Annotated in this window: 19 protein-coding genes; 17 read left to right on the plus strand and 2 right to left on the minus strand. The window is 38.9% G+C overall.

Annotated elements, in window-relative coordinates; all coding sequences use genetic code 11:
* Positions 1 to 57 precede the first annotated feature (57 nt).
* The 8 genes from flgK (at position 58) to glf (ending at position 11318) form a co-directional block, all read left to right on the plus strand.
* Positions 58 to 1926, plus strand: a complete 1869-nt coding sequence (gene flgK, locus WAA20_RS02615) for a flagellar hook-associated protein FlgK (protein WP_073388624.1) — start codon at positions 58 to 60, stop codon at positions 1924 to 1926.
* 86 nt (positions 1927 to 2012) lie between these two features.
* Entirely contained in the window at positions 2013 to 4340 is a 2328-nt protein-coding gene (locus tag WAA20_RS02620; RefSeq protein WP_073388623.1) for a flagellin, read from the plus strand.
* Positions 4341 to 4522: 182 nt separating this feature from the next.
* Positions 4523 to 4990: a flagellar assembly protein FliW gene (locus WAA20_RS02625; protein ID WP_073388621.1), complete on the plus strand. Its 468-nt coding sequence runs from the start codon at positions 4523 to 4525 to the stop codon at positions 4988 to 4990.
* A 139-nt stretch (positions 4991 to 5129) separates the two neighbouring features.
* Positions 5130 to 5351, plus strand: coding sequence for a carbon storage regulator CsrA (gene csrA, locus WAA20_RS02630; RefSeq protein ID WP_073388619.1), 222 nt, complete (start codon positions 5130 to 5132; stop codon positions 5349 to 5351).
* A 105-nt stretch (positions 5352 to 5456) separates the two neighbouring features.
* On the plus strand, positions 5457 to 5945 hold the full coding sequence (locus WAA20_RS02635) for a gamma carbonic anhydrase family protein (protein ID WP_073388617.1): 489 nt from the start codon (positions 5457 to 5459) through the stop codon (positions 5943 to 5945).
* Positions 5946 to 6266: 321 nt separating this feature from the next.
* A complete protein-coding gene (locus WAA20_RS02640) occupies positions 6267 to 7868 on the plus strand; it encodes a hypothetical protein (protein ID WP_073388616.1) in 1602 nt (533 codons plus the stop codon).
* Between the two features lie 227 nt (positions 7869 to 8095).
* A complete protein-coding gene (locus WAA20_RS02645; RefSeq protein ID WP_081373881.1) occupies positions 8096 to 9862 on the plus strand; it encodes a glycerophosphodiester phosphodiesterase family protein in 1767 nt (588 codons plus the stop codon).
* A 220-nt stretch (positions 9863 to 10082) separates the two neighbouring features.
* The gene (gene glf / locus WAA20_RS02650) at positions 10083 to 11318 is read left to right on the plus strand and encodes a UDP-galactopyranose mutase (protein WP_073388615.1); all 1236 of its coding nucleotides are present in this window, start codon (positions 10083 to 10085) and stop codon (positions 11316 to 11318) included.
* Positions 11319 to 11679: 361 nt separating this feature from the next.
* Here the strand turns inward: glf and fliD are convergent, their stop codons facing one another.
* On the minus strand, positions 11680 to 12978 hold the full coding sequence (gene fliD, locus WAA20_RS02655; RefSeq protein ID WP_073388613.1) for a flagellar filament capping protein FliD: 1299 nt from the start codon (positions 12976 to 12978) through the stop codon (positions 11680 to 11682).
* 393 nt (positions 12979 to 13371) lie between these two features.
* Between fliD and WAA20_RS02660 the strand changes: the two genes are divergently transcribed.
* The gene (locus tag WAA20_RS02660) at positions 13372 to 14997 is read left to right on the plus strand and encodes a glycosyltransferase (protein WP_073388612.1); all 1626 of its coding nucleotides are present in this window, start codon (positions 13372 to 13374) and stop codon (positions 14995 to 14997) included.
* Here WAA20_RS02660 and WAA20_RS02665 read toward each other — a convergent pair.
* Positions 14994 to 16064 (minus strand): glycosyltransferase, encoded by a 1071-nt coding sequence (locus WAA20_RS02665; protein ID WP_073388610.1) that lies wholly within the window; start codon positions 16062 to 16064, stop codon positions 14994 to 14996. The two genes, WAA20_RS02660 and WAA20_RS02665, sit on opposite strands and share 4 nt — an antisense overlap.
* 144 nt (positions 16065 to 16208) lie before the next feature.
* Between WAA20_RS02665 and WAA20_RS02670 the strand changes: the two genes are divergently transcribed.
* The 8 genes from WAA20_RS02670 (at position 16209) to WAA20_RS02705 (ending at position 25512) form a co-directional block, all read left to right on the plus strand.
* A complete protein-coding gene (locus tag WAA20_RS02670) occupies positions 16209 to 17159 on the plus strand; it encodes an NAD(P)-dependent oxidoreductase (protein ID WP_073388609.1) in 951 nt (316 codons plus the stop codon).
* Between the two features lie 514 nt (positions 17160 to 17673).
* A complete protein-coding gene (locus tag WAA20_RS02675) occupies positions 17674 to 18006 on the plus strand; it encodes a transcriptional regulator (RefSeq protein ID WP_073388607.1) in 333 nt (110 codons plus the stop codon).
* A gap of 206 nt (positions 18007 to 18212) precedes the next feature.
* On the plus strand, positions 18213 to 20159 hold the full coding sequence (locus WAA20_RS02680; protein WP_242951192.1) for a thiamine pyrophosphate-binding protein: 1947 nt from the start codon (positions 18213 to 18215) through the stop codon (positions 20157 to 20159).
* Positions 20160 to 20174: 15 nt separating this feature from the next.
* Positions 20175 to 21155 carry a glycosyltransferase family 2 protein gene (locus WAA20_RS02685; protein WP_073388606.1) on the plus strand — a complete coding sequence of 327 codons (981 nt, stop codon included), beginning with the start codon at positions 20175 to 20177 and terminating at the stop codon, positions 21153 to 21155.
* Between the two features lie 72 nt (positions 21156 to 21227).
* Complete coding sequence (gene rfbG / locus WAA20_RS02690; RefSeq protein ID WP_073388604.1) at positions 21228 to 22307, plus strand: CDP-glucose 4,6-dehydratase; 1080 nt, start codon at positions 21228 to 21230, stop codon at positions 22305 to 22307.
* A gap of 72 nt (positions 22308 to 22379) precedes the next feature.
* Positions 22380 to 23585: a DUF6077 domain-containing protein gene (locus WAA20_RS02695; RefSeq protein WP_139263786.1), complete on the plus strand. Its 1206-nt coding sequence runs from the start codon at positions 22380 to 22382 to the stop codon at positions 23583 to 23585.
* A gap of 78 nt (positions 23586 to 23663) precedes the next feature.
* Positions 23664 to 24446, plus strand: a complete 783-nt coding sequence (locus WAA20_RS02700; protein ID WP_073388601.1) for a hypothetical protein — start codon at positions 23664 to 23666, stop codon at positions 24444 to 24446.
* Between the two features lie 49 nt (positions 24447 to 24495).
* Entirely contained in the window at positions 24496 to 25512 is a 1017-nt protein-coding gene (locus tag WAA20_RS02705; protein WP_073388600.1) for a hypothetical protein, read from the plus strand.
* Position 25513: the final 1 nt, after the last annotated feature.

Below are 25513 nucleotides of genomic sequence, written 5' to 3' on the forward strand. Positions count from 1 at the left end.
CTTTATAAGATCTTAACTTTGGAAAAACTGGTCAGAAGTTAAGAAAGGACCAAAGGTATGCCATCACAATTTTTCGGACTTAATATAGCAGCATCAGGTTTAAGAGCCGCTAATGCAGCTATGAACACAACAGCAAATAACATATCGAACTGCAACACAGATGGATATTCCAGACAGAAGGTTCAGCAGGAAGCAGCAGATGCTCTTCGCGTATTTACTACTTATGGGTGTGCCGGAGCAGGTGTTGATACTGTGGCTATAGAAAGAGTCAGAGATGAATTCTATGACCAGAGATATCGTGATAATGAAAAGCTTTATGGTGAGTATTCTCAGAAGAATTATTATCAGAGCATCATTGAACAGTATTATAACGATAACGGTGAAACCGGATTTTCAACTCTTTTCTCAAGAATGCAGGCTAATCTCCAGTCAGTAATGACTGCAGCAGGAACCACAACTACCAAGGCTACATATGTAGCATCAATGACAGCTATTACTGATTACTTCAACACAATGTCGATAAATCTTCAGAACCTGCAAAATGACCTTAATCAGGAGATCAAGACAACATGTGATGCGATCAATTCCATAGCAGAAGAAGTTGCAAGCTTGAACGAACAGATCAACATCATCGAGATGACTGGAACGACAGCTAATGATCTTAGGGATACGCGAGATCTTCTTATCGATCACCTTTCTGAGTATGTATCGGTCAAGGTAAAAGAAACTGATGTCATTGATGAAAATGATCCTGAAAGAGATACAGGTGCAACGAGATTTGAAGTTTGGATTGCAGGTGGAACGTGTCTTGTTGATACATACAGTTACAATAAGCTGGCATGTATAGCAAGAGATGATGATGAATTTATAAACCAGACAGATATTACAGGTCTATATGATATCAAAGTAGTAAGAAGCAATTTTGAAGAAGGCAGCGGTAAGTATATAAGCAATTTCGATCTTGATAATGCCAATATGGGCGGTAAGTTATATGGCCTTATTCAGATGAGAGACGGTAATAATCAGAAGTTCTTCAATGGTACCAGCGGTGCCTGGAATCCTTTGACTCATACAATGTCAGTTACAGTAACTAACGATTATCTTAAGGATATGGCACAGTGCTCACTTCCTGCAGAAGGCGTTATCCAGATTGGTGCAAGAACTTACGAATATACAGGTTGGACCTATGATGGCGATAGTACCTATACATTCACACTTGATGATACAGATGATGAAACCGGAAGAGCAGTAGATTTTTCCAGACTTCAGTCAAGAAGCTATGATACGGTAAATGTCGGTAAATCAATAGATTATCAGGGGATTCCTTACTATCAGTCCCAGATGAACGAGTGGATAAGGAACTTCGCAAGAGAAGTAAATAATATTACAACAACAGGTTATACATCTACAGGCGAAGACGGATGTTACATGCTTACAGGTGACAGAACTGTATCGAGTAATACTTCACCTGCCCAGTATACCTTCGAAGAACTGACAACTACCAACTATGGATACTACTACCTGACAGCAGATAACTTCGCAGTGTACTCAGCAATGGTGCACAATTCCAACCTTCTTGCAACTAAAGCAGATACTACTGAAGGTGATGATGAATTCGGCAATATCGATAAGCTTGGAGATATGTTCAATTCCAAAGAGGTATTCAGAGGAGCAACTTCAGGAGAGTTCCTTGATAAGATCCTTGCAGATGCAGCGCTTAATACAAGTAATGCATCTACTATGGAAAAAACTTATGAAGCACTAAGGAATACGATCGATAACCAGAGACTTTCGGTAGCAGGAGTTGATGAAGACGAAGAAGCAGCAAATCTGGTTAAGTTCCAGAATGCATATACACTTAGTTCTAAAGTAGTACAGACATTGACGGAGATGTACGACCAGCTCATTCTAAATACCGGAGTTTAAGGCGATTAAAGCAAGCTTTAATCGCTAGACGTCAATTTCTTCGAAATTGACGTCCAAGGAGCTCGGAAGGCATATGGAGGTTTTATATGCGAATTACTAACAAGATAATGCATAATAACTCAATCTACAATATCAATAATAACAAGGTGACTGAAGACGGTCTAAATACTCAGATCGCTACAGGCAAAAAGCTTACAAGACCATCTGATGATCCTGTTATTGCTATAAGAGCTCTTCGCCTTCGAAGCAATGTTACAGAGCTGAGTCAGTATTACGAAAAGAATGCTAAAGATGCAGAAAGCTGGCTTAATGTAACAGAGGATTCACTTTCAACTATCACTGATGTACTTACTGCCTTGATACAGCAGTGCAATAAGGGTGTTAACCAGTACGAAACACTTGATGATATTGATACGATACTTACTGAAATGAGTGCTCTTTCCGATGAGTACTATTCTACAGGTAATGAAGACTATGCCGGAAGATATATTTTCACAGGTTACAGAACCCAGCAGTCGCTTACTTTTAAAGATGATGAGAGTACACAATATATAAAGCTTCATGATGAATTTAATGCAGAAGATGTAGATACTTCTCAGAGAGTAATAGGTGCATATACACTTACTGCAAGTGACAGTACTTTCCCGGCAGAAAGTGATATGGCATCCTGTAATGTGGGCCGCATACGCCTTTCTTATGATAATGTCGATCCGGATGTTGGAAATGTTTCTGTAAGATATCGTTCTACCATGACTGTTCCTGCAACATCTATTTTATCAACATCAAAAACTGAAGATACTGTATACCTGACTTATAAAGATGGAGATGGCATTACCCGTAAGGTTAATATCTCTACAAATACCGATAATAATACAAATGATGATAATAAAGTTACTGTAACAGAAGCGGATGGTTCGGTTACAACATATTCAGCCAGGATAAATGATGATTATGGATATACGATCACGGGTGAAAACTCCATGTTCGGACCATTTTCAATGACACTTAATCAAAATGGTGTTGCAACAGCCACTGATATAAGCGTTGATGTAAACGGAACAGACCTTATCATTAAGTATACAGATGCATCTGGAAGCCCTAGAGAAGCACAGGTAAGTACACTTCAGTCATCAACCATTACAGAGTCTAATGGCTCGACAACAACTTATTCAATAACTTCTGAAGAAGATGGCGGATACACAATAAAGGCTGTGAACTCTGCATCCGGTACAAGTCTTTTCACAGTTGATCATAATGGTAAAGTTAAGGCGTACGATATTACAGCGACAGTTTCTGATACAGCACTTTCAACCTTTGATTTTACAGTTAATGGTGAACAGACAACGATCCAGGTTCCGCTTACAGGTGCGTCAGATGCTCCATATGAAGTGGATGTATTTGATCTTGCCGGAAATGCGTATTCAATGACGGTTAATACAGATGGAACTTATCAGATCAACAATGAAAGTTCACTTATCGAATCAGGTGAAAACGTAAATGTAGTTAACCTTTCTTCAAACGGAAGTGTACACAGCTCATATGTTGAGACTGTGATAAAGCCCGGCGTTCTTAATGCGCCAAGTCTTCCGAAGGTTATAGATTCTACTACAACAGAAGATATTATTGATGATATATATGTAGCTCTTTCCAAAGATACTGAGAACGAGTGCTTCTGCATCAACTCATATACAGGAGAGATACTTCTTTCTGCAAAGCTTAAGGAAAAACTTGAATCACTTACAGATATAACCAATGCCAACAATATTAACGTAATGTATGATAAATCTTCGTGGCTTGCAGGTGATACAAGACCTGAGAACCTTATGAAGTGCACCAATATAGATGATGGTGTAACTGTTGTTTATAACGGCGGAAATTCCAGCCATATCATGGAGTATGATGTTGGATATGGTCAGACTATAGAGGTTAATACTACTGCTAATGAAGTGTTCACAACAAGCGTAAGACGCGATGTTGAAGATCTTAAGAGACTTGTCAGCAGAATGAAAGACATCAAAACAATGATGAATACCATGAACAGTAACCTGGCAGCAACTACTGATGATAATGCGATCGCAAATATCAAAAAAGAGATAGCTGCAGCTCAGAAATCCTATGATTACATGAAAGAAGAGCTTAAAGACATGTTTGGAAAAAAGATAACAAGCATGCAGGAAGCGCTTGATAAAGCAAATGTAGCGGTTACAGAAAATGGTACAAGATCAAGCAGACTTTCAATGGTTCAGTCAAGACTTCAGAATCAGCTTACTACTTTTAAGACTCTTCAGAGTGACAATGAAGATATTGATATGGCAGAGACAGCAACTAATCTTTCTACAGCAGAGCTTATATATCAGGCATCACTAATGGCAACAAGTAAGATCATGAAAGAATCACTTATGAACTATATTTAATGAATAATTAAAATGTTTTTTAAAAGGGGTTATGAATAGTGCAAAAAAAACCGAAATAGGTTTTGAATTAGTATATGCAAGTTTTTAGTGATTAAAATCATATGTTCCTACAGAGATAAAATAGAACATTATGGTCTGAACAAATAATTCATAATCAGCGTGATATGAAAGTGGAGGAAATCATGAAACTTACAACTAAAATTTTTGGTGAAACTGAAATCAGTGATGACAAGATACTTGTATTTCCAAAGGGAATTATTGGTTTTCCGGATCTGACACGCTTTGCACTAATGTACGACAAAGATAAGGACAGTCATAATATTCAATGGCTTCAGTCGCTTGATGAGCCAGCATTTGCGATGCCTGTAATGGATCCGCTTCATGTTCAGGAAGACTATAATCCAGAAGTAGAAGATGATGTACTCGAGGAAGTAAAACCTATTACAGATGAAAATATGCTCGTTCTTGTGACAATAACTGTTCCTCATGATCTTACAAAGATGACAGTTAATCTCAAAGGACCTTTTATCATTAATGCAGATACTCGTAAGGGATGTCAGGTTATTCTTGATGATGATAAATATCAGATAAAATATCCTGTTTATGATATTCTCAAGAAGATGAAGGAAGCTAACGAGAAAAAGGCTTAAAATGAAGATTTTCTGATTTTTTTTCTGGTTTTTTGTTACAAAAAATCGTTGCACATTTGCCCTTCAACGTGTTAAGATAAAGCGGGTATGGGAAGTATTTTGCATCAAGAAAAAGTCAGAAGTCACGGAGGGACGTCTTATGTTAGCATTATCCAGAAAAAAGAACGAAGCTATCATTGTAAACAACAATATAGAAATAACTGTTCTCGAAATTCGTGGAGATCAGGTTAAACTTGGAATTGCAGCTCCAAAAGAAATTCCGATCTATCGTCAGGAAGTATATGCACAGATTCAGGCTGAGAATAAGAAAGCTACTGAGACTGCAGGCGCTAACCTTGACGAACTCAACAAGCTTATATAATAAAAATAGTACAGAAGCTGTTGCCTGGTGCAGCAGCTTTTTTTCAGTGACATAATTTACTATTTGTATATAAAAACAGATATAGATATATATGGGAGGTCGATCATGAGAGAACCCGTAATAGATAAAAAAGCATATATAGCGAAGTCTGCTGACGTATGCGGAGATGTGACGATAGGCCCTATGTGCAGCGTATGGAACCATGCAACTATCAGAGGTGACAGGGATTCGATCACAATAGGCGAGGGCTCAAATATTCAGGACAATGCGGTTGTTCATGAAGAAAAAGGGCTTCCTGTAACTATTGGTAAATACGTTACTGTGGGCCATAGCGCTATAGTTCACGGATCGTTTGTTGATGACTATACTCTTATCGGTATGCATGCAACTATCATGAATGGATGCCATATTGGAAAAAACTGTATCATAGGAGCTGGCGCACTGGTTACAGAAAATACGGTCATTCCGGATGACAGCCTTGTTCTGGGAATGCCTGCCAAAGTAGTAAAGAAAGTTTCTGATGAGCAAAAGGCTCACTTCAAAGAAAACGCTATGCGCTATGTACAGGAAGCGATGGAGCTGTTGGAGGATTAATCCAGATTGCACCATAGCCTCATTTGATGACTAGATCATGGTCAACGCGCTCGACGGTCCCCCGTCGCTTACACCAACATATTTGGCTGATGCATAACAATTAATCTGTTACATAAGGAAGCAGAGATATCTTAGAAAATACTTAAAAGATATCTCTGCTTTTCTTTTTGCAACTATTATAGATAAGATTAATGGATTTATTGGTAGTATAGGATGCAATTCGTCGGTTAATTAATGCAATTCGTCAGACTTTGGAGTAATAATGATTAGAATCCTTATAATAATTGTGGGTAATAATATTTTAATTAGCGAGGAAAGATAATGAAAAAAAGATTGGCTTTAAGCATACTTATGCTTTCGGTTTTGGGTCAGGGATGTGGCAATGTTTCTTTAGACTTTGGGGCAGCAGAGCAAAGCGAAACGGATGATTCAAAAGAATCTGCAAGTGAAGATTTTGAAGAAAAGGAAAGCGAAGAAGAAAGTACAACTGAAAGCGTTTCTTCAGAAAACAGTTCTGATGAAGAAGTTTCTGAAAAAGACAGTGATGATGAAGAAAGTGAGTCTTCTAGTTCAAGTGATGTAAGTGAAGATCAGGAACTTACAGATACTTCCAAATATGATGAGTTTTTAAATAACGAAGAAAAAGCGGTTTTTGATGAGACTTATTACTATATTGTCGGAACCGATATTGCATGTGGATTTGAAGAAGGCAAAGAGTATACACTTGATGAGATCGTAGAAACAGCTGAAGAAATAACAAGATGCGATCAAGGTAATGATGGTGATCCTGAAGTTAAGTCAGATTATATAGACTGTGGTATGGACGGCTCCAGCGAACTTGAATTAACAATTCATCTTCCCGGAGGAGAGAATGACAGATATGACGATACAGTTGAGTATTATAATATACTGATTCTCACAGAATCTGAAGGAAAGATATTGGTCAAATTCTATACTGAAAGTAATTCTTTTGATCAGACATCACTTACTAAATATGGATATGTTGAGACTTCAGGACCTGCATATAACGGAATTGGAAGTGAAAGTGCAGGATATTTGGATAAAGATGTTAATTGGCATTTTTATTATGCCTGCGAGTATTATCTTGAAGCCAGCGATTATACTAATTATCAGGAAAATACAAATAATAGAATTATAGACACATCAGAAGGTGACTGGGATAGTGTTTATTTTGAGCGCTACTCTTTTGATGAAGATTATAAAGATTCATTTACTGTTTATACTATGTATAATGATTATTTCCCTCTTATATATGCTGAGGATTATCCGGATGATAATCCTTATAAAACGGCTGTAGAAGAGGCGGGAATAGAAATAGTATCTTATGCAGAACTTGAGTCCATGTTGAAAGAAAGAATGGAAGAGATAGGCCTTACAGATGAGATATCTTGTCATGCATATGAGAGGGATGAGATTATTAATGCCAGATACAGATATAGTTCAATAATTGATGGAGAGGGAACTTTTATTGACTTGTATTCACATGAGGAGACCACATTTGAAGAGTTCTGCGAATCAATCTCTGAGAATGGAGCACCGGAAATAAAGAGAGCTACCTATATAGATCTTGATGGCCAGAATGGCAAAGAGCTTATCCTTGATCTTGGAACGCCGGCAGGTGTATATCTGATCCTTTCGTATATAGACGGAGACTTCTATGGTGTAATGACAACAGTAAGATGTTTTGAAGATCTTCAGAATAATGGGACCTATAGAGGAAGTGGCGGAGTAGCAGACAGTTACTATAGAAAAATGACACTTACTAAGGATGAATACGCAGAAGAGACTTTTGCCGAGTACCATGATGGTGAATTTACCGTTGATGGTGAAGAAGCCTCCGATTACGAAGGCTGGGTAGAAGAAAACTTCTCTGATCCTGCATTTTGGATTGAGTTTGTTTGATAGAATTTAACGTGGTTCTGTTGCGTTTATGAATCATAGATTTATAAATATCTAAATTTTTAATTGGTATATGGGCCTGACACTTTTGTGTCAGGCCTGTTTGCTGCAGTGGGGCATACAGATTTATTTGGCTTTTGGCATGGAATGCCAAAATGTCATATAATAGGTATAGGGTTATGAAAAGGCTAATTATTCTTACTGGGATTTGACCTGAATGGAGGGCTTTTATGCAGATTGGAATAATGGGAACGGGTAGCACTGCCGAGATTATGGCAGAAATTGTATCAAAGAGCAGGGAATATGATCTGACATGCATATATGATACTCGTATAGATGATGCTCAGGCTTTCGCCAAAAGATTTCATGTAGGAACTTCAACATTTGATATGGATGTCGTAGCAGGAAGCTGCGATATTGTATATATTTCTGCCGAGAATAGCTGCAGAGAAGAGCTTGTCAGAAAAATGCTTGATGAAGGAAAGCACATCCTTTGTCAGGCTCCTATTTCTATGTCAAAAAAGACTGCCGAGGAGCTGTATGATATGGCTGCCGACAAAGGCCTTGTCCTTATGGAAACAACAGGAAGCCTTTATACGCCCGGATTTGCAAAGCTTATAGAAATACTGAAAAGTGGCGTGATCGGAAGCGTTATGGATATCGAAGTTTCTTTTTCCAGACTTATCCCGACTAATGAAAGAGAACATACCTTCCCTGAAGGAGGAAGCTTTGAAACCTTCGGAAACTTTGTCCTTTCACCTGTTCTTAGAATTCTGGGAACAGAATACAGGGATGCTTATATAAATGCTGTATATGGATTAAATGGAATCGATACATATACTAAAGTGACACTTAAGTATGATCATGCTCAGGCCACAGTTAAGACGGCAACTGCTGTTATGAGTGATGATGCCCTTACTATCACGGGATCCATGGGATGCATATATGTTAAATCACCGTGGTATCTTATGCGTAAATTTACTATCAAATCCTATGATGATAAGAATAATGCCACTATTTATAACGAATGTGACGGCAATGGTTTTACCTATGATCTTGCTGAGTTCAGAAGAAGGGTTGCAGCAATCGGAAGAAACCATCTGACTGATCATATGTCTGAGAACAATTATGAAGAGGTAAAAAAACAGGTCGTATGTTCTGATTCTTTTACCCTTCTAACGACAAGAGAAAGCCTTGCAGCTACAGCTGTGATTGAGAAGTTTGTAAGTCAAAGACATGCACAGGGTGAGCGCAAAGACGTCAAGATATGGGCTCACAGAGGTTGCAGTATGGCTTATCCGGAGAATACACTTGAAGCTTTTGAAGCAGCAGCTAAGATCCCGGGAATCACGGGAATCGAGACGGATGTTCAGCTTTCTAAGGATGGGGAAGTTGTTGTGTTCCACGACGAGCATACAGGCAGGGTTACTGATGGAACGAGAAATGTTCAGGACTATACCCTTGCTGAGCTTCAAAAACTCCATATCCAATCAGTTGGCGGAGAGACTACTACTATTCCGACTCTTAAACAGATGTTGGAGCTTCTTAAGCCTTATTGTGAAGAAAACGGGCTTCTTATCAATATTGAGCTTAAGACAAGCGTTATAAGATATCCCGGTATAGAGCAGAAGGTGATCGATATTGTACGCGAATACGGTCTTGAAAAATATATCGTGTATTCTTCTTTCCTTGCAGATTCTATTAAGCTGATAAAAGAGCTTATGCCATCTGCAAAAACAGGTATGCTGTCAGGTACTATGGAAGGCTGCATTCAGGGAGCTATTTATGCTAGTGCCGATGCGCTTCACCCATGGATAGGAGGCCTTAATGCCAAGGGAGAAGAGAAGCTAGCTGATGCGCCGGTTCGTGCCTGGAATATGGAAGAACCTTTCTTCAATGACGGAAGATTATTAAAAGAAAAGGATATGGGCAAGTATTCTGAATTTGGCGTAACTGACATTATCACCAATGTTCCGGAAGTTTATCTTAAGGGATAAAGCGCATTTTTGCTGCGTTTTGAGAGCTTTAAGAAATTGAAAATTTGTTGATTATTATCTTCTTTAAAAAAAATACAAAGTCTGATATCATAAATTCTGTTGTGGGAAAATTTCGTAATTTTTTCGCTGACCGGATCATGGTAGCTAAAATAGCTATTTTGTAAGGCGGTATTACGAAAGGCTTCCTTCAGCAGAATTTATTTTTCCAGGGGAGAATATTATGAATTACGATTATCTTGTTGTAGGTGCAGGTCTTTATGGCTGCGTATTTGCTCATGAAGCTGCAAAGACAGGTAAGAAATGTCTTGTGATCGACAAAAGGGATACTATTGCCGGTAATGTTCATACCAGTGAGAAAATGGGTATTCAGGTCCATGATTATGGCGCTCACATTTTCCATACATCTGATGAAGAGGTATGGCAGTACGTTCAGAAGTTTGCTCATTTCAATAATTATGTGAATTCTCCAATGGCTGTTTATAAGGATGAACTTTATAACCTTCCTTTTAACATGAATACTTTTTCCAAGATGTGGGGAATCAGAACTCCTGATGAGGCTCAGAAGATCATCGGACAGCAGAGCCGTGAAGCTATCATAGAGATATTAAAAAAGCGCGGCGTGTCCGAACCGACTGACTATGATATCCAGAATTTTGAGGCTGATAACCTTGAAGAGCAGGGCCTTTCTCTTGCGGGAAAAGATGTTTTTGAAAAGCTTGTAAAAGGATATACAGAAAAGCAGTGGGGCAGAAGCTGCGATGAGCTTCCTGCTTTCATCATTAAGCGTCTTCCTTTCAGATTTATATATGATAATAATTACTTTAATGATCCATATCAGGGAATTCCTGTAGGCGGATACACAGCAATGTGTGAAAGACTCCTTGGTATGCGCGACGATATGGGCGGACAGATCTGCGGAATTCAGGCTCATGATAATATTACAGTTCAGCTTGGTACCGACTTCTTTGAATTTGTTGATATGAAAAAACAAAGACCTGGAAGACAGATCACTGCTAATAACGGAGACACATTCGATAAGATCGTATATACAGGAATGATCGACGAGTTCTTCGATTATGAACTTGGAAATCTCGAGTACAGATCTTTAAGATTTGAAACAGAGACCCTTCCTGAAGTTGATAATTACCAGGGTAATGCAGTCATCAACTACACAGAAAGAGAAGTTCCTTATACAAGAATCATCGAGCACAAACACTTTGAATTCGGTAAGGGAAGAGGAACCGTAATAACCAGAGAATATCCTTCAGAATGGAAGCCTGGTGATGAGCCTTACTACCCTATGAACGATGACAGGAACAATCTTCTTTTTGCAAGATACCAGAACAAAGCAGCAAGCTGGACTCAGGTAATATTTGGCGGTCGCCTTGGTCAGTACAAATATTTCAACATGGACCAGGTTGTAAGACAAGCTCTTGATGCAGTCAAGGCGCAATAACGCTTGAATTTAAAGCATATAAAGCCATGTGCATGATCCTTTTGATGTATAAAGGATCATGCACATGGCTTTTTTATGTAAGTTCAATCTTGAATTTTATTTATTTTAAATATTGCTAAAACTTTGAAGGGTTCCTAAGGATGGCAGTCTAAAAATGATTTTGTTGTCTTTGAAAATTATATTAAATTCAAGAGCTTGATAGCTGGAAGGATATATTCTGCTTGGGATTCATTGTTTGAGCGAAGCGAGTTTATGAATCCCAGAATATATCATTCCAGCTATCATGCCTTGAATTTTATATAATTTTCACGACAACAAAATCATTTTTAGGCTGCCATCCTCAGGAACCCCTCACATGCACTTAACAATAGTTATTAAACATCATTCCCGAATATTCACTGGTCACATAAGGATTAGCGTATTCGTGGCCTGGGTTCTTGTAGTTAACTATAGGTCTTTGCGTGAACTTCATAGGATCCAGCATGATTTCTTTACTGATACCCTTTAAGTTATCTGCAAATTCTTTTACAGGAACCATAAGCTTGGAAGGATCATCGGAAGTCTGCTGGAGCTTTCTAAGAGCCTCTTCATGAAGCTCAAGATTTCCGTTTTCAAGCTGGCTTATTCCTATCTCTTCCAGTCCGGACTTGTGCTGCGAAGCTACGGATTTAATAGATGCCTGCATCTTAGCTCTTGCCTGTACGTTATCATTGGACTGCGATACGGAATCAAGGAAGTTATTATAACTTGCAACAAGATTCTTGACGTTCTCAACAAGGGCGTCATTATCTGATTTAACACCAATGTGTATAGGTCCATTTTCGCCTGTTGGCTCTTTTAATTCTATTTCATAAACAGATGCTACAGTAAAGTGATTGGACTGGGAAGTATGCGAATCTGTTCCAATTGTAAACTGTGCTGTGGTAGGCTCAACGCTTGTCTTATCTATGCCAAAATATGGAACGATTCCATGACGTGGGCTGTTTAGAGCATCACGTATATCAAACTGTTTGGACTGATCGCTGCGCTGAGTTTTTTGTGAAGCCCTTATTTCTATAGCGTTTTCACCATTTTCATTACTTATAACTTCAGCTTCTAAAGTTACACCTGATTTATTGATAAGCCTTGAAATTCTTTGTTGGAGTTCAAGGTTTGTATCATTTGCTCCGATGGAGAACTGGAATTCAAAACTCTGTTCGCCAATCTTAGCATCGAAGAAATAACTTCCTTCTTCAAGCGTAGTCTTGGTATTTGGAAGGAAATTACCTGTGTTGACCTGAGATCTGGCAAGTCTTTCTACGGTTATATCAAAGGATGGCGGATCTGCTTCTGAAGAACCGATATAAGTTGCTGTTACGGCATCATTATTAGACGAAAAAGCTACTTTGGTATTAAAGTCGCTGTTTTCGCCGTCACCTTTAAGTGCCGCCAGATCACCCTGCAATTTGCGCGCACTTTCCTTGAACGCAATAGCAGTTTCCTCATTAACACTATCCTGTTTCAGAAGATAAAGAGGGGAATCTTTGTTAATACGGACAATCGATTTATAGATATCTTTAAGCTCATCTTTTTTATGAGAATCAGCTTTAGTGATATCATTCGATGCATAAGATGTCAGAAAATGGTTATATATGCCATTCGACATTATATTATTTGCCATATATGATGCCCTCCTTTCTTCCATGATTGATGCAAGGTAGATTTATAAAAAATCTTCAGCCTTAATCCTTTCTTCTGGCTGATACGTCTCGCTCTTCCTTTAGCGATTTCCTTGCTGGGCAAGCCATTTTGGCTATAAATATACTTTTACTTACTATGATACTATCATAAAAAACATTATTAATCAACTAAATTTCGTTAAAAATGACAAAATTTTATTATTTTTTATTTTTTAAGAACGATTTATCGTATGTTCCGGGGGCCTGAAAAATTGAAAAATACGTTTCAAAGGCGCATAAAATAAAGCCCTTTGTATAAAATTAATATTCAAATTATAATGGTATATAAAGAGCGGTTAATTTTTTTCGGAGTCCTGCCGAGGAGGTTGATTCTTATGTACGAGAATATCAGATCACTGGTTGAAAGCGGAGATTATCGCAAGGCATCTGAGAAAATCAAGGAGCTCAAAGAATCTGAACAGAGCCAGGCTCTCATATCAGGCGACGATGAAAATCCTGAAGAACTTCATGTTCTTGAGGCTACTGTATGTGAGGCTCTCGGGGACTTTCGTGGTGAATTTCTTGCAATTGGAAAAGGTCTTTCCAAAAATCAACGTAATTACGAACTTTATTATATGCTTGGCCTTATTTATAAGAGGATCAATAATGATCAGGCCTATCTTTGCTTTGAGCAGGCAATGAGATTTTGTACTCTTCCTGAAGATACAGCACCCATACAGGAAGAGCTTGATAAGTGTAAAAATAACCCTTCCTTTAAAGTCAGAAATGTGTCTTTTGTCGTGTTGTCATACAATGATGAATGGCTCATGAAAAAATGCATTAAGGCTATTAAAGATGAGTGCCTTGAAGGAGATGAGATAATCGTTGTTGATAATGCTTCTACTGACGGAATAGCGCAGTGGCTGAGGCAGCAGACGGGGATAAGACTTATTGAAAATGGCGATAATGTGGGCTTTTCTGTTGGATGCAATATAGGTGTCATTGCCAGTGTGGAAGATAATGATGTACTTCTTATAAACAATGACGCTGTTCTTACGCCCGGAGCACTTTTCTGGATGAGAATGGCGCTTTATGAAAACACATGTGTTGGCGCAGTAGGAGCTGTTTCCAATAATGCTACAGAGCAAAGCGTAGAGGTATTTCTTGGAACAACTGACAGAATAGCGGCAGCCATAAAGTATGGAGCAGCCCATAATATTCCTTTGGAAAATCCATATGAAGATAAGGTAAGGCTTACAGGCTTTTGTGAGCTTATATCAAGAGAGACTGTCAACTGTGTTTTTATCGAGCATACGACTCAGGAAGAAGAGCATTTTCCCAAGTCTGTCCAGGATATGCTAAAAAGTATGCGCGGAAGAAAGCTGTTATTTGATCCGAGATTCACACCTGCATATTTTGAGGATGATGATCTTGGCGTAAGGATAGCTGAGGCGGGATTTCGGCAGATACTGTGTCATAATGCTTTTGTATATCATCAGGGCGGCGATGATGGTGAGCCTTCAGAGAACAAGAAGAATCTTTTGGCTATGAATAGAAAAGTATTTGAAGATAAATGGGGATTTGATGTCTGGAAGTATGAAGGCGTATATGAAGAACTGATGAAGGTTGTTTCAGACATAGTTGAAGGAAGGGCTAGCGGCAAGCCTGTATATCCGTGGTTTAGATTTCTTGAGATCGGCTGTGGATTTGGAACTAATATGTCTGCGCTTAAATACAGGTACCCCAACTGCTATGTTGCAGGTGTGGAAAGCTTTGCAGATGTAGCCTACCTTGGTAAATATATGGGAGATATCATAAAAGGTAATATCGAAGAAACGACCCTCCCGTTCCCTGAACATTCTTTTGACATAATATGTATCTATGATGCACTTAAATATGCCGAGAACAAAGATGAGCTCTTTATGAAGCTTATTCACTTTTTGAAAAATGATGGATATCTGATAGTTTCAAAAGGTTGTGAGGAGGGTATTCCTAAGAGTGTTAATACTGTAATACTCTAGCTTATGGCAGCTATTCTTTTTAGTGCAGGACCGTATGCGCCGCAATCACGGTAATACTCAAGTGCCAGATCTCTTTTTCCAAGGCTTTCGTATATGAGGCCTATATTGTATTTGGGTGCATAGGTGTTTACACCTTCGATAGAATAGTTTTTGATGGTCATGGCCTTCTGGAACTGGGTAATGGCTTCGTCGTATCTTGCGTTATTCATGTATATAAGGCCCATGAGATATACGTAGTCTGCGCGGCCTTCTAACAATTCATAATACTGTTCAAGAGAAAGAGCTTTATCATATTGCTTGAGCTCTAACAGGCAGAAACCATAGCTCTCTATCATGTCGTGAACGTAGGTGTGGACAGGATTTGGGTGAAGCGATATTCCGCTGTAAAAATAGTGGGCTGCAAGAGCAGGATCCTTCATTGCAACATAGCATTTACCAAGCTGATAATAGGTATATGGAGTGGGACCTTCTGTCCTTAGGGTTTCCTGAAGCAGAGTGAGGTCGCGCTCAGCTTTTTTTCTCCTGTTGTTGATGGTTTCAAATCCGGCATGATAAAAGGTGAGAGGTATCTCAAAATATTTTGGGCTGTCATAATCCATGGGAACGAGATCTGTGTTGATGGGCTCAATTGTTTCCTGGATTCTGCCTTTGTATGAATAGAGAGTTCTGTTATAAAGCCTTGCAACAAAGTCGTGTCTGGACTGATTGGATTCATCTCCGGGATATGGACTTATTCTGTTGACCATTCCTATTTCGAGCGGATGCTCATTTATGATCGCATTAAGGCGTAGAATATCCGCAAGAACGAGGTATTCATCGCAGTCAATGAATAAGATCCAGTCGTTCGAAGCCCTTGCAGCACAATAATTTCTGGCTGCACTAAAGTCATCACACCAGTCGAAGTGGAATATATTTTTAGTATACTTGCCGGCTATCTCTACAGTATTGTCTGTGCTTCCGGTATCCGTCAGGATTATCTCGCTCTGAAGAGGAGTAATTGCTCTGAGGCATTTTTCGATATTCTCTTCTTCATTTTTGGATATAATACAAACGGATATCTCCGACATGGTACATTCTCCTTTAAAGGATGTTTTAGTAAATTGATAAAAAAATAACTATCTTTATATACATTATATCGGATTTTGGGATTATAAGCTATCATTACATGAAAATGTAGAGAGGACGAGAAGGCTTAAGAAAAGGAAAAACTTATGGAAGATAATAAAAAACTGGTCATAGTAACAGGGGCAGCAGGGTTTGCGGGAGCAAATCTTGTTTTGGAACTTTTGGATAATAACTTTGAGGTATTTGCGGTGGTAAGGCCTGCATCACCGAACAATGCAAGGCTGGAAGAAATAGACTCTGATGATCTTCATATAATCCCGCTTGAAATGGATGAGCTTGAAAGACTTCCATATGAGATATTTGAGCGATTCCCTGAACTTGAAGATGAGGAGAGGAGATTCGATTCCTTTTTTCACCTTATGTGGGGTGGAGACAGAAACGATTTTGAAGCTCAAAAGATCAATGTAGAAGGCGCTATTCATGCTGTTAAGGCAGCTGCGATGACAAGATGCAGACGCTTTGTGGGAATCGGGTCTCAGGCAGAATATGGGGCTACAGAGAAGATACAGTATGAAAATATGGCACCTTGCCCTGTGACTGCATATGGAGCCTGCAAAGTTGCAGCTTGCTATATGACGAGAAATCTGGCGGACTCATTTCATATGGAATGGGTATGGGGGAGGATTTTTAGTCTGATAGGAAGGTATGAACCTCATGGAAGAATGATCCCGGATCTTTTAGACAGGGCAGAAAATGGCATGAAGATGAATCTTTCTTCGTGCAGACAGAGCTGGAACTATCTGGACGCCGGTGACTGTGCAAGGGCTCTTATTGCTATATCCCAAAAAGGAAGAGATGGAGAGATATATAACATCACAGACGGAAGGTGCCTTGTCCTGAAACAGTATGTAGAGAGGCTTAACAGGTGGGTGTTTGAAAGATCAGGCAAGATGGCAGAGATAACATTTGGAGATGATCCAAAGCCTTTTATCTCACTTCAGCCTGATGGAAATAAGCTGATTGAAGACACAGGTTGGAAGCCTTGTATGTCATTTGAGGATAGTTTAAGAGAATTTATACAAAATAATCACTCTTAAGAGCATTTTTTTTATCCTGTAAGTACAAATTTTGAAAAGATTAAAATTTATTTTGTTTCGTACTTGCAATAACGGTTTTATGTGTTATAATTTCAAATGCGAAAATTACTGCAAGATCATACATTACTATTTTATGATATAAAAGTGATTGTTTTATAAGATAACGTTTGTTGCTGTAAAAATAACCAAAAAAAATCATATAAAAATGCCTGATTTGTGTGTAAAATTCATGGAGACTTTTGAGATTTCGCCCAAAAGCCATGATATGGACTGATAAACACTGATTAGGCATTTTTAAATTTTTACCAAAAAAACGTACAAAAATTCTATATAGATTCACGGAATTTTTACACAAAAAGGGGTTGTCGTAAAACAGTTTATGTTTTATACTTTGTAGCTGATGTAAATGTAACCGGGATTTTTATTTCGGAATTATTGCGTATCACATATCAGGTTGGACTGGTATGTTTAGAATCAATCAGGAAAAATTACCAATACCAGGAGGTGGACACCAATGACAAAGGCACAGATTTTAAAGAAAGAAATTTTATCACAGTATAAGAGCGTAAGACAGTTCGCTATTGAAATGTCAATTCCATACAGCACACTTGTAACAGCGCTTGACCGTGGTATCGAGGGTATGGCTTATGGTACTGTTATTCGTATGTGCGACAGACTTAACCTTAACCCTGTAGACTTCACTCCACTTGAAAGAGGACAGGATCTTGGAAACAGCATCGTTGAGAACCGTGTAATGAAGCAGTACATTAAGCTCAACAAACCTGGTCGTAAGAAGATTCTTGACATCATGACAGACTTCTCTGAGCTTGAGAAGTATCAGGCATAATAAATGCCAAGAAGGCGAGATCATCTAATTTTAGTATATTGTCGCCAGAGTAATTTAAGTATATTTTAAGTAACAATAGATAAGATCTATACTAAAGCGTATTGCTTGAGTATAGGTCTTTTTCTTATTGCCTAGAGTTATCCGGCCATTCGTGACATTGTGGTTTCTTTTTGATAAAATAAGAGGGACTATGGGAGGATTTGGCTTTGGCACTTATCAAACTTTCAGACTATGTTGCAAAGTTTCTTGTGCAGCATGGTATTAATCAGGTGTTCATGGTTGTCGGAGGAGGCGCTATGCACCTGGATGACAGCCTTGGGAAATATGATGAACTAAAACTTACGTTTAATCATCATGAGCAGGCGTGCAGTATGGCTGCAGAAAGTTATGCAAGGATACATGAAGGTCCTGCCTGCGTGTGCGTTACGACAGGCCCAGGCGGTATCAATGCAATGACTGGAGTAGCCGGAGCGTATCTTGATTCGATCCCTATGTTTGTTATAAGCGGACAGGTCCGATATGATACTTTTTCCAGAAGTACCGGGCTTCCTCTTCGTGCGCTTGGAGATCAGGAGTTTGATATAACATTATCTGCAAAGAACATGACAAAATATGCGGAGATGGTATCAAGAGCTTCTGATATAAGAAGAATAATGGAAAAAGCATATCATCTTGCTGTGACGGGAAGACCGGGACCTGTATGGGTTGATATTCCTGTTGATATTCAGGCTAAGATGATAGATCCTGATAAACTTGAAGCTTATGATCCGCGCGTTGACGATAAGGACATTCCAAGAGATGTATCTGATGATACTATTTCAAGCGTCCTTTCTAAGATACAAAGTTCAAAAAGACCTGTTTTATATGCAGGAAGCGGCATAAGAACATCAGGAGCTTATGAGATATTTAAAGGGCTTGTTCCAAAGCTTGGAATCCCGGTTGTGACCGGATGGAATTCCATTGATCTAATAGAAGATAGTAATCCGTTATATGTAGGCCGAGGCGGAATCATGGGTGACCGTGCCGGCAACTTTGCTGTTCAAAATGCTGATCTGGTGCTGGCTGTTGGCAACAGACTTTCTATAAGACAGGTTGGGTATAACTATAAAGCCTGGGCTCCTAATGCTTATGTTATAGATGTTGACGTTGACCGTTTTGAGCTTTTGAAACCTACGATCCATGTAGATATGCCTATATGGGCGGATGCAGCGGATTTTCTTTATAAAATAGATAAGGCGATTTCTGATTCAGATTCAAAATCAGATTCTAATTCAGATTCTGATAAGAAGAGGGTTCTTCTTCATATAGATAAGCCTTTATATAAGTCTTGCAGTGTTAAGCTCAAAGGATCTTCAGAAGATATTGAAGAAAGTGCAGGAGAGATAAGAAAAAGCACAAGGCCTTCTGACTGGAACAGCCTTTGCGGTTTCTGGAAAAAAGCCTATCCGGTCATTACAGATGATAAGCTCACTGATACAAGAAAGACTAATGCATATGCCTTTTTTGGAAAGCTTTCAGAAAAGCTTACTGAAGGAAGCACTATAGTTGTTGGTAACGGCTCAGCCTGCGTTGTAGGAAGTCATTCTTTTTATATCAAAAAAGATCAGCGCTTTATCATAAACTCTGCAATAGCATCTATGGGATATTGCCTTCCTGCTGCAATTGGAGCAAGCATTGCACTGGGCGGGAAAGAAGTTGGTCTTGTGACGGGTGATGGAAGTATTCAGATGAATCTTCAGGAACTTCAGACTATAGTTACGAATAAACTTCCTATACATATTTTTGTTATAAATAACGATGGTTATCATTCTATAAGGCAGACACAGACTAATCTTTTTGATAAGCATTTCGTAGGAATAGGGCCTGAGAGCGGGGGCTTATCGTTCCCTGATCTTTCAAAGCTCGCAGCTGCTTATGGCTATCCTTATTATTCATGTCACAGTAACGAAGAGCTTGAAGAGAGCATTACCAAAACTCTGGGAGAAGATTCTTTTTCCATATGTGAAGTGTTCTGTTCATCTGAGCAGTTCTTTGAACCTAAGTCTGCAACCAAAAAGCTTCCGGATGGAAGTCTTGTATCTCCTTCACTGGATGACCTTGCGCCATTTCTTTCAAGGGAAGAAAAACTTGCTAATACTGTAGTTTTCGATTGAAAACAAAAGGAATCTATGAAAAAGATAAGTATACTTATTCCATGTTTTAATGAATATGAAAATGTAGGCCCCATAAGCAGTGCCATTGAGAATGTCTTAAAAAAGGATCTTTCTTCTTATGATTATGAAATCGTTTTTATAGACAATGCTTCAACTGACGGAACAAGGGATAAGATAGAAGAGCTTTGCGCAGGAAATAAAAAGATCAAAGCTATATTTAACGTAACAAACTTCGGACAGTTTAATTCACCATTCCATGGAATGTGCAGTCTTGATGGCGACTGCGTTATACCTGTTTGTGCAGACTTTCAGGATCCTGTAGAGCTTATACCTGTTTTTGTTCATGAATGGGAAAAGGGGCACAGGATAGTATCGGGTGTTAAGTCATCAAGCAAAGAGAGCGGATTTATATATTTTCTTAGAAGTATCTACTACAAGCTTATAAAGGGAATGTCACAGGTTCATATGATAGAGCATTTTACAGGTTTTGGACTTTATGACAGGACTTTCATACAGCTTCTTAGAAAGCTTAATGATCCTGTTCCTTTTATAAGGGGAATAGTTGCCGAGTACGGAGCAGGCTTTAACCTTAAGCTTATAGAATATGAGCAGCCTAAAAGACGTGCGGGTAAGACTCACAATAACTTCTATACCTTGTACGATGCAGCGATGCTAAGCATTACATCCTATACAAAAGTCGGACTTCGCGTTGCTACAATAGTTGGATTTATCTGTTCTTTAATGTCGTTTGTAGTTGCACTTGTATATCTTGTGCTTAAGCTTACCAACTGGTACGGATTTGATGCAGGTCAGGCCCCGCTTATCGTCGGACTGTTCTTTTTCATGTCGATAGAGCTTTTTTTCATAGGACTGATGGGAGAATATATTCTCAACATCAATACCAGAGTTATTCACAGACCTGTTGTAGTCGAAGAAAAGAGGATTGGCTTTGATGTAGATAAAGGTGATCCTGAGAATACTGGAAATACAGTTTGATACAGCAGCTGATCCCAAGGATACTGATAATGGAATCTGATTTTCAGACTTTATTCTGTATGGAGGAATTTTGTGAAAGAAAACACACTTTCATTAAAAGATTTCTATAAAGGTAAAAAAGTTTTCGTCACTGGGCACACCGGTTTTAAAGGAAGCTGGATGTGCAGGACGCTTATACAGATGGGAGCTGAGGTTACAGGGTATTCTCTAGAGCCCCCGACAGATCCTGCTCTTTTTGATATAGCAGATATTAAAGACCATATCGATTCAATAACAGGCGATATCAGAGACTTTGAATCTCTTAAGAAGGCGTTTGATAAAGCCTGTCCGGAGATCGTAATTCATATGGCAGCACAGCCTATAGTAAGGACTTCTTATGAACAACCTGTGATGACCTATGAGACTAATGTTATGGGAACAGTCAATGTTCTTGAATGTGTAAGACTGACAGACAGCGTAAGATCTGTTTTGAATGTTACAACAGATAAGGTTTATAAGAACAACGAATGGGAGTGGGGATATAGAGAGACGGACGAACTTTGCGGCTTTGATCCATATTCAAACTCCAAGTCCTGTAGCGAACTGGTCACATATTCTTACAAGAATTCATTTTTTGGAACTGGTCAAAGGAAGTGCACTATCTCTACTATGAGAGCCGGTAACGTTATAGGCGGAGGCGACTTTGCCAGAGACAGGATCATTCCTGACTGTATAAGAGCCGTTTTATCAGGAAATGAAATAATAGTTAGAAATAAAGATTCCATAAGGCCATATCAGTTTGTCATGGAACCTGTATATGCGTATCTTCTCCTTGCTGCCATGCAGTATGATGATATATCTTTTGAAGGATCTTATAATGTAGGACCTGATGAAGGAGATATTCTTACAACGGGTGAGATCACGGATATGTTCTGTAATAAATGGAACAAGGATCATGAAGGTGCTTCGTGGAAGAGCGAATCTGATATGGGCCCTCATGAAGCAGGCTTTTTAAAACTTGATACATCTAAGATTAGAACAAGGCTTTTATGGAAGAATAAGACCACTATAAGTGATGCCATAGACAGAATCATAGAGTGGGTTGATGTATGGAATGGTAAAGGCGATATTCCTTCATGCATGAACAGGCAGATTGAAGATTATCTGAATTAGCAGATGTTTATAAGCTCTTTAAGCGCAGTTTATACCGTATATTTAAGATATTTTGAAAGTGATGGATATTAAATGGGAACAATTTATACACTTGTAATACTGATATTATGGCTACTTCTTGTGCCGACTTTAATTGGAATAATACCTGCAAGTATACTGCCTGACAGAAGAAGGTCATGGGCGGTGACTTTTATTGCAGGATACCTTTTATCGCTTGCCGTATTTGAGCTTGTAGCAATACCCTGTATGCTTCTTATTACGTACAGCGCTTTTGCTATCTGCTGCAGGATTTACCTTGGAGTAGAAATACTTCTTGCATCGATCGGACTTTTTATAGGAGTTGTCCTTATTCGTAAGAAGAAGCAGGAAGACCTTGCTTCAGGTGAGCTCAATTCCATTACCTATAGAGGTATAAAGCACAGACTTGAAGCGGTATTTCCGGGAGAACAGCATGTCCTTGCTGAGGACTATATGGATCCAAGGGGTGACGTATATGGAAGAAGAGTACGTTATTCTCTTGAAGGCAAGATATTGTGGGTTTTATTTGGACTATTAGTTCTTGTCCAGCTAATCATGGCATTTACTTTTGCTTCTTTTGACGGAGATGATGCCTATTATGTAGTTGAATCTGTTCTTGCAGTTCAGACGGATACCATGAATACAATTCTTCCTTATACAGGTGGTTCAACAACATTTGATAAAAGACATGGTCTTGCGGTTATTACTATGTGGATCGCTTTTGTAGCGAAGATATCAGGAGTGCATGCGACAATCCTTGCACATACACTTCTTCCTTTATTCCTCATACCGCTTACTTACATTATCTATATTGAGATAGGACGCATGCTCTTTAGAAGAAACCCTAATAAGCTTCCTATGTTCATGATCATAATTGCAGTATTCCAGATGTTTGGCCATACATCGATCTCAACAGCGGAGACGTTCTTTCTTACAAGAACATGGCAGGGCAAGTCCATGCTTGCTAATGTGGCGATTCCCCTTCTTTTGTGGCTTTTCCTGTGGATAGGAGAGGATCTGGAAAGAGAGGACAAGCAGAATCTTTCAAACATTAATAAGATTGCTCCATGGATTCTTATGATACTGGTAAATATGGCTTCCGGAGTCTTTTCATCTTTGGGAGTAATGCTTGGCGGAATTCTGATCGGTGCATGTACTCTGGTTCTTTTGATCAGATACAGGAAGTTTTCACTTATAGGAATGGCCGCACTCACATTCATACCTAATGTTATTTATCTGCTTATGTATCTTAGTCTTTGATGAGATGTTTTGTGATGGATTTCAGCAAAGATTTTTGACAGATTATTTTAAAAGTATTTGTGATCAGGAAGGTTTTATATGCTTCAATATTTTTTAAAAGCGGTTGATACTTTTGTCTCATACTGTGGAACTGGTATCCTGCCGCTACTATTCATAGCCAGTGCGATATATATTACAGTCACAGAGAAGATCACCTGGAAAAAGATGATTCTGGGTGTAGCACCTCTCTTTATTACTGTTATGTTTTTTATGCCTTTTACAGAAGCTTTGTATGAGAAGGTTGGTATGGAAGACAATACCTATTATCGCGTACTGTGGCTTGTTCCTATGGGAGTAGATGTTGCTTATGCTTTCTGCAGGATCTTTGACAGGAAAAGAAAGATCGGGCTCGCAGTTGCAATAGCTGTTGTTATTGTATGCAGCGGTTTTAGCCTTGTATATAGAAGTCAATATATTACAAAAGCAGAAAACAGATTTCATATTCCTACAGCAGCTATAGATATCTGTAATCTGATTGCTCCTGAAGAGGGAGAGGCAAGAGTAAGAGCAGCCTGCCCACCGGAACTTGTATATTTTATAAGACAGTACAATACTGATATAATGCTTCCGTATGGCCGTGATTATGTAGAGGCTCAGTGGGATTATTGGAACGCTGTTTATGAGCAGATGAATATAGCTCCCGGCGGAAGTTATAATGTTGAAGCTCTTCTTGAAACAACAAGACAGGCCAAGTGCATGTATGTTGTGCTTAACATGAGTATTCCTACAGATGTGGATCCGCAGGAGTTTGGACTTGAGCTTCTGGCCCAGATGGATGGATACAGTATATATCTGGATCCTATGGTAGAAAAAGATAACTGACGATATTTCAAAAGGCCTGGCGTGGTCAGGCATAATAAAGAGGTTTTACATGGACAGAAAAAGACGTAGACGTGGAAGTAATGTAAAAGCAAATGGAGGGAAGATAAGCCTTCCTGTTATCCTGCTTATAGTAATTCTTGGTTTTGTAGTACTGTTTCTGGGAGTTATATGGAAATTTCAGTTTGGCGGAATAACAGTTGAATATGATCCTGATTATGTTCCGGAGATCAGTCTGAATGCAGAGGACAATGTCCTTTATCCTTTGGATGCAGACCTTGAAGGACACGAAGATGATGGAACAGATGCAATTCTGTGCCTTGGTAATGATGTCTTTTCCTATGACAGAGATGAAGAAACAGGTCTTGCAAATATGATCGCTGATCAGACAGGTGCTACTGTGTACAATGTGTCTTTTCCCGGAACGACAGTTGCATATGCTCCAATGGGAGCAGGCACAGAAATAGATACTTTCAGTTTTGTAGGTGTTGCCAAAGCTATTAGGAATGGAGACTATTCTGAGCTTTCTAATAAGGCAGCTGACATGGGAACTGATTACGTGAAGAGTGTTGAGACTTTGCAGAGTATTGATTTTAATAGCATAGATACTCTGTGCATCATGTATGATGGCAATGACTATGTTCAGAAGAGAGTTCTTTATAATCCTACTGACGTAGACAATCTCATGACCAAAGGATATGAGTTTGATGAATATACTTATATGGGAGGATTTGCTGCAGGAGTTAAGGCGATTCATGAAGCATATCCACATATAAGAATAGTTATCAATACTTTTACATATTGCCTTGCGCCTGATGAGTCGGGCACAATGCAGCCTGGTGATGTCCTTAACTACGGTAACGGAACTCTTACAGACTATTATGGACGTCTTTTCCAGGCATCTGAAGCACTTAATGTATCGTTTATAGATGATTATATGGGATTTATTACAGAGGCTGATTCAGATGAGTATTTAAACGATAATATTCATCTTAATGTCAGCGCTAGACAGTATGTGGCATACCATTTTGCCCTTCTTATATATCCTCAGTCAGTGAATGGAGATTGAT

It is taken from the genome of Butyrivibrio fibrisolvens (assembly GCF_037113525.1).
Lineage (GTDB): Bacteria > Bacillota > Clostridia > Lachnospirales > Lachnospiraceae > Butyrivibrio > Butyrivibrio fibrisolvens.